This is a genomic window from Collimonas rhizosphaerae, assembly GCF_038896935.1.
Lineage (GTDB): Bacteria > Pseudomonadota > Gammaproteobacteria > Burkholderiales > Burkholderiaceae_D > Collimonas > Collimonas rhizosphaerae.
Map to the genome: position 1 here is coordinate 139,461 of NZ_JBANDC010000013.1, position 7,589 is coordinate 147,049.

A 7,589-nucleotide genomic window follows, 5' to 3' on the forward strand; every position below is an offset into this window, starting at 1 on the left:
TTTTCAAACTCATCCCATCTCTTGCAATTCACTAGCCAGAAATGAACTGCTATCACAGCACAATAGTCAAAAGAGGGATTCAAAAGATTCCGTTAAACCTCTACATTTCTTAAATGAGAAGAAACGTTACATGCAAATAAAAGTGGGCTTCGAACCGAAGCCCGCCTATACAATCTGCAGAAATTGATCTTTTTCAAATTAAAGAATAAATTTTGCAAAACCGAATTATTTTCAAATTCGCCCTAGCGCAATCTACGTTCCAATCTGCATCTGATCAAATTTACTCTTATCCCTACCAGGAATACCCCACACCCGCATTAATCAGTGTGCGACTAGCAGAGGTTGTACTAACACCGAATTTAACAACGGTGCTCTGACTGACACGGGCGCTAGCACCGATAGCCAGAGCCGTATAACCAGCATAATTGCCAATGCCTGCACCTAATGCAAATGTCTTGCCGCTGTCGACTTGCGGAAGACCAGCCAAAGCCCCAGCCATCGCAACTCCGCTATATGCGATACGCTGAAGATCTCCAACTTGATTTTTCACCGCTGACAATTGCGAGACATTCACCGCATCGGTTGGATTGATACCAGCCGCCACGTTGGTGATACGACGCTCACTGCCCGGAGATCCAACAGATACCGTATTGGCTTGATCCGCGATAGAACCGGCACCCAGGGCCACCGAGTTGGTCCCGGTGGCTTGCGCCCCTGCACCGGTCGCGACAGAGTTATTGCCCGAGGCCAGCGCATTCTGCCCAATCGCGACAGTAGGATCGCCAGTCGCCTGGGCGTTATTACCTATCGCCACCGATCCGGCCTGCGAGGCCAAGGCACGAAAGCCCACCGCAGTGGTGTTGGCATCGGTTGCCTGCGCGTTGGAACCGAATGCCGTTGCGCCGTCTTTGGTCGCCTGCGCACACAAGCCGGAACCTGTTGCATCGACACCCTTGACCGTACTGCACGTTGCCGGCGTCACATTGTTGATCGCGGTGCCGCTAGCGCCACGCGTCTGTACCGTACCGTCGCTGTTGGCTCCGCCGATCGTGGTAGCACCTATCGTCGAACCGTTCGCCGCAGCGCTGCTTGACGCATCGGCAAGCGGTTTCAACGATGTCGACAATGAACTGACGCCCATCAGGCTGGTCGAGAGTGACGTCAATTGTCCCAGCCCGGTTGATATCGACGCAACGCCAGTTGACAACGAATTGATGCCGCTCGTCGCCACGCTCAAGCCGCTTGACGTAGACGTCGACAACGATGACACGTTGCTGTTGGTGGTGCTCAGACCCGTTGACAGCGAATTAATGCCGCTTGCAGCCGTACTCAAGCCCGTCGAAGTCGAAGTCGATAGTGCCGACACATTGCTGTTGGTTGTACTCAGCCCGGTTGACAGTGAATTTACGCCGCTTTGCGCCGTGCTGATCCCTGTCGAAGTAGAAGTCGACAGCGATGTCACGTTGCTGTTGGTCGTGCTCAAACCGGTTGACAGCGAATTGATGCCAGTCGACGCCGAAGTAGACAAAGAGGATAACTGACCGTAATTCACCGCGTCGGTTGGATTCACACCGGCAGCCACATTGGTAAGAGTCACCGGCGTTGTCGCGCCAACTCCGCCCAAAGTAATGCTGGTGTGACCAGGATTGTCATATTGAACCGAGTTGGCAACCCCTGTAGACAGCGACGATACATTGCTATTGGTCGTGCTCAGGCCAGTCGATGTCGACGTTGACAACGAGGTCACGTTGCTGTTGGTTGTGCTCAAACCAGTTGACAACGAACCAATGTTGCTGGCATTCGTGCTGATGCCAGTCGAGGTTGAAGTCGACAACGACGACACGTTGCTGTTGGTCGTGCTCAGCCCCGTAGAAGTCGAAGTCGATAAAGAATCCACATTGCTATTAGTCGTACTCAGGCCAGTCGACAACGAACCGATGTTGCTGGCGTTGGTGCTGATACCTGTCGAAGTCGAGGTCGACAATGACGAAACATTACTGTTCGTTGTACTCAATCCAGTCGATGTTGATGTCGACAGCGATACCACATTACTGTTGGTGGTGCTCAGACCGGTAGAGGTCGATGTGGACAAGGAGTCCACGTTGCTGTTGACCGTGCTCAGGCCTGTAGATGTCGAGCTCGACAGCGACGAAACATTGCTGTTCGTTGTGCTCAAACCGGTTGAAGTCGATGTCGACAGCGATGTCACGTTGCTGTTAGTCGTGCTCAAGCCTGTCGACAACGAACCGATGTTGCTGGCGTTGGTGCTGATACCTGTCGAGGTCGAAGTTGACAGCGAAGTCACGTTACTGTTGGTGGTGCTCAGACCGGTAGAGGTCGATGTGGACAAGGAATCTACATTGCTGTTGACCGTGCTCAGGCCTGTAGATGTAGAGCTCGACAGCGACGAAACATTGCTGTTCGTTGTGCTCAAACCAGTTGAAGTCGATGTCGACAGCGATGTCACGTTGCTGTTAGTCGTGCTCAGGCCTGTCGACAACGAACCGATGTTGCTGGCATTGGTGCTGATACCTGTCGAGGTCGAGGTCGACAGCGATACCACATTACTGTTGGTGGTGCTCAGACCGGTAGAGGTCGATGTGGACAAGGAGTCCACATTGCTGTTGACCGTGCTCAGGCCTGTAGACGTCGAGCTCGACAGCGACGCAACATTGCTGCTGGTGGTGCTCAGCCCTGTCGACAACGAACCGATGTTGCTGGCGTTCGTGCTGATGCCAGTCGAGGTCGAAGTTGACAGCGAAGTCACGTTACTGTTGGTGGTGCTCAGACCGGTAGAAGTCGATGTGGACAAGGAGTCCACATTGCTGTTGACCGTGCTCAGCCCCGTAGAAGTCGAAGTCGATAAAGAATCTACATTACTATTTGTCGTGCTCAGACCTGTCGACAGCGAGCCAATGTTGCTAGCATTGATGCTGATACCTGTCGAAGTCGAGGTCGACAATGACGAAACATTACTGTTCGTTGTGCTCAGTCCGGTAGAGGTCGTTGTAGACAAGGAGCCCACATTGCTGCTGATCGTGCTCAGGCCTGTAGATGTCGAGCTCGACAGCGATGTCACGTTACTGTTAGTCGTGCTCAGACCCGTCGACAGCGAACCGATGTTGCTGGCGTTCGTGCTGATGCCGCTCGAAGTCGAGGTTGACAGCGAAGTCACGTTGCTGTTGGTTGTGCTCAGACCTGTCGACAACGAACCGATGTTGCTGGCGTTCGTGCTGATGCCAGTCGAGGTTGAAGTCGACAACGACGTCACGTTGCTATTAGTCGTGCTCAAACCAGTTGACAACGAACCGATATTGCTGGCGTTCGTGCTGATGCCTGTCGAGGTTGAAGTCGACAACGACGTCACGCTGCTGTTAGTCGTGCTCAGCCCCGTAGAAGTCGAAGTCGATAAAGAATCTACATTACTATTGGTGGTACTCAGACCTGTCGACAGCGAGCCAATGTTGCTGGCGTTGGTGCTGATACCTGTCGAAGTCGAGGTCGACAATGACGAAACATTACTGTTCGTTGTGCTCAGTCCGGTCGATGTTGATGTCGACAGTGACGACACATTGCTATTGGTAGTGCTCAGACCGGTCGAGGTCGATGTGGACAAGGAGCCCACATTGCTGCTGACCGTACTCAGGCCTGTGGATGTCGAGCTCGATAGCGAAGAAACATTGCTGTTCGTTGTGCTCAAACCGGTTGAAGTCGATGTCGACAGCGACGACACATTGCTATTGGTAGTGCTCAGACCGGTAGAGGTCGATGTGGACAAGGAGTCCACATTGCTGTTAACCGTACTCAGGCCTGTAGATGTCGAGCTCGATAGCGACGAAACATTGCTGTTCGTTGTGCTCAAACCGGTTGAAGTCGATGTCGACAGCGATGTCACGTTGCTGTTAGTCGTACTCAAGCCTGTCGACAACGAACCGATGTTGCTGGCGTTCGTGCTGATACCTGTCGAAGTCGAGGTCGACAGCGAAGTCACGTTGCTGTTGGTCGTGCTCAGACCCGTCGACAGCGAGCCGACGTTGCTGGCGCTGGTGCTGATGCCGGTCGAAGTGGAAGTCGACAATGACGAAACATTACTGTTCGTTGTGCTCAGTCCGGTCGATGTTGACGTCGACAGCGATACCACATTACTGTTGGTGGTGCTCAAACCGGTAGAGGTCGATGTGGACAAGGAGTCCACATTGCTGCTGATCGTGCTCAGGCCTGTAGATGTCGAACTCGACAGCGAAGAAACATTGCTGTTCGTTGTGCTCAAACCGGTTGAGGTCGATGTCGACAGCGATGTCACGTTGCTATTAGTCGTGCTCAAACCAGTCGACAACGAGCCCACATTGCTATTCGTTGTACTCAGGCCAGTCGACAACGAACCGATATTGCTGGCGTTCGTGCTGATGCCAGTCGAGGTTGAAGTCGACAACGACGTCACGTTGCTGTTAGTCGTGCTCAGACCTGTTGAAGCCGATGTAGAAAGTGACGTGAGATTCGAGCTGATGGCGGAAACCGTTGTGTACAGTTGGCTGCCATTCACAGCATTCGTCGATGTCGCCGACACTTCGCCGTCAGCGACGCCCTGAATCTGACGGTTACCGACAGCCACCACGCCATTGGTGGGCGCCTGGTTGACGGTAAAGGTCGCGCCCGGCACCACGCCGCTAGCGGTGGTCCACTTGGTCGTTGGGGTGGTGGCCGTGGCGATGGAACCCGAACCCAGCGCTACCGAATTGGTCAGCGTCACGCTGCTGGCGGATCCCAGTGCCAGGGTATTGACGGCCGACGCCGTGGATTGCGCTCCCAAGGCCAGAGCGTTGGCGGCCGACGCCGTGGATTGCACTCCCAAGGCCAGGGCGTTGGCGGCCGACGCCGTGGATTGCGCTCCCAGGGCGATCGCGCCCGTTGAACTCGCATTGGCTAGAGCACCGAAAGCCAGAGAATCCGTCGCGGTGGCGGATGCCTGGGTTCCGAACGCGAGGCTCCCCTGCCCCGAGGCCGTGGTATTCACACCCATCGCGACGGCGCCAGCGCCACTGCTTATGGCACCCCACCCAATGGCCGATGCGCCAATGCCGGTTGCCTGCGAGCCGCAACCGGTCGCGAAGGAGTTCATGCCGTACGCCGTCGTATATTGGCTAGCGCCAGCGCTGTATGGATTGGAGACCGTGACGTTGCCCAGGGTCTGCGTAGAATTCACCCAATTATTGATGCCACTTGTCTGACCGGCACCAATGTTGTAGTTCACACCGTAGCTTAGCGCAGACGTCTGCGCGCCGAAGCCGTAGAAGCCGCCCGTATAGCTTGCCCCCGATCCGTAGACGCCCGCAGCGTTCATGGTGTTAATAGTGGCGCAGGCCGACGAGCCGGAAAAGGCAACACCGCTCTGAGAGACGGCGACGCTCCCCGAAGTGGCGGAAGAACTCGTGTTGCTATTCGTGGCACTTACGCCATTTTGCGAACCCGCTATACCAGCCAAAGCGTCACTCCCCGCCCCCAATCCCACCACAATGAAAGTTGCGGCAATCAATGTCTCATGAATCACGCTACACTGACTCTTACCCTTCCCATGACTTTTAACCTTCTCCCCAACCACGCATAATTTTCCCGTAGTTTTGCTCCAAATCACCCGATACATTTTGTTCATTTTTACCCCCGTGTATATTTGTTTTTTGATTAAAGATTTCTAAATAAAAAACAGCAGCCTTCTTCCATAAGCCATTGCGTCAATGAGCTATGGCTTTCCCCGCCACCTTTTCTGGTGGCTCTTTGCATTGCATTCAATATTTGTTGATCATCGTAGGCAGCAATGTTCAGCACGAGGGTGCTCGGTTCCGGATTTTCACCAGAGTTAGCAAGCAACTGACATTCAATGGTTGTTGGTCATGCTCAACTCGGTCGATAGCCAAAAGATGTTGTAGGCATTGATGCTGATGCCCATCGAAACGAAAAATACAAACATCTTAAATTTGACTAAAAATCACATTGGCTTACGAGTCGGATGGTAGGCGAGGGCAAAATGGAAAATATTGGCAGTAGCGGACAATAAATTAGCATTTATGGCCACTAGCTTCCTGCTTGAAATTTTTTTAGCCTTCCGTAGTCGACGGAAATAGAAAATCACAACTCTCGACGATTACAAAAATTCAGGAAAAAAAATTATAAATAATGTGAACTCAAGGAAGGGATTCATAGAGGAAATGGCGAAACTTAAACCAGCGAATTATTTTTGAAATAATCGTTTATATCATTTCACAAAACACATTTTTAATTCCCACATGGAAATATAAATACGCATCAGGATCAATCGCAAACAATTGTTAAATTCGGCGTAAAATATTTACCACAAGAAATTTATTGTGTTTTTCAACGTAAAACTGAGCGACGATTTAACCGATACCGATAGGGCCATATCATCCAAATTATGGGAACAGCTGAATTAAATACAGTTGCACAAGGCTTTGTATCCAGCGCCTATATGCGCGTGCTTTTTGAGTATTTAAAAAATCAGGGAATTGATGCCTCAAAGCTATTAAATGAGCCAACACCGGACGAAGTCGATCGAGTTCTAGTCCGCTACCCGCTGCAACGCTGGGTCTCTCACTTGCAATCTGCCGCAGCTTGCCTGGAAGATCCCCTCTTAGGCTTGCACTTGGGGAAAACAGTTACACCTGCGCACTTTGGAGTAGTTGGCTACATAATGGCGTCGTGCCCCACCCTTGGCGCAACGTTGTTGCGTCTGCAAGCATACGAGCGCCTTGTGCACGAGGTAGATCAACATCCCATGGAAGCGCCTATTTTTGACGGAGGCGATCTTGTGGTTAAATGGCCCGGGGGAAGTTCCGGAGGCCATGGGCGACTGAATCAAGAATTTAGCATTGCTACATTTTTCCAATTTTCGAAGTCCATAGCCAGCCAGGATGTCGAGCTAAAGCAAGTGAGCTTTATCAATCCCGAGCCGTCGTCTCTACATGCCTATAGAGATTTCTTCAAATGTGAAGTTCTTTTTAATCAAGCGGTAACTAGCGTACGCCTACCACTGCATTCGTTGACTGTGCCTGTAAAGAAACCAGAGCCTATATTGATAGCTCTGTTAGAGAAGCAAGCAAATGAATTCCTAAATCAGCTACCTACAGAAAACGAATTCGTGATGTCAGTCCGACGTTGCATCACAAGCCAAATTCATGAGGGCGAGCCAGAATTGGATAGCGTCGCGAGCAGACTGAATATGACGCCTAGGACATTGCGCCGCCGCCTCGACCAATACGACACAAGTTTTCGAGCGCTGCTTGACGCAATTCGTCAGCACTTGGCACAACAATACTTGCTAGATCCAGCGTTACAACTTTCCGATATCGCGCAATTACTTGGTTATTCCGAGCAAAGCACATTTAATCGTGCATTTTTGCGCTGGACAGGGTCAACACCAAACACATATCGGCGAAGTATCCAACTCTAAGTAACCAGTTTTACCGCTGCATTCCATTGGTTGTGGATTTGCACCGAAAACTGATAATCATCTAGCCGTCCTCCCTCGGCAAGCGCCGAGCGATAAAGTCATGGTGCGAACCTCACTTTACCCAGGA

At 51.8% G+C, this 7,589-nt stretch carries 2 protein-coding genes and 1 pseudogene; 1 reads left to right on the forward strand and 2 read right to left on the reverse strand.

The genetic code is table 11. The annotated features are described in order from the left end of the window. Nucleotides 1-292: 292 nt before the first annotated feature. Nucleotides 293-5,341: a YadA-like family protein gene (locus V8G57_RS26285; protein WP_425458303.1), complete on the reverse strand. Its 5,049-nt coding sequence runs from the start codon at nt 5,339-5,341 to the stop codon at nt 293-295. 186 nt (nt 5,342-5,527) lie between these two features. Then, nucleotides 5,528-5,650: pseudogene (locus tag V8G57_RS26290) on the reverse strand (ESPR domain-containing protein); the annotation flags it as partial. Between the two features lie 777 nt (nt 5,651-6,427). Between V8G57_RS26290 and V8G57_RS18405 the strand changes: the two are divergent. Next, on the forward strand, nt 6,428-7,462 hold the full coding sequence (locus V8G57_RS18405) for an AraC family transcriptional regulator (protein WP_092397738.1): 1,035 nt from the start codon (nt 6,428-6,430) through the stop codon (nt 7,460-7,462). The last annotated feature ends 127 nt before the right edge of the window (nt 7,463-7,589 follow it).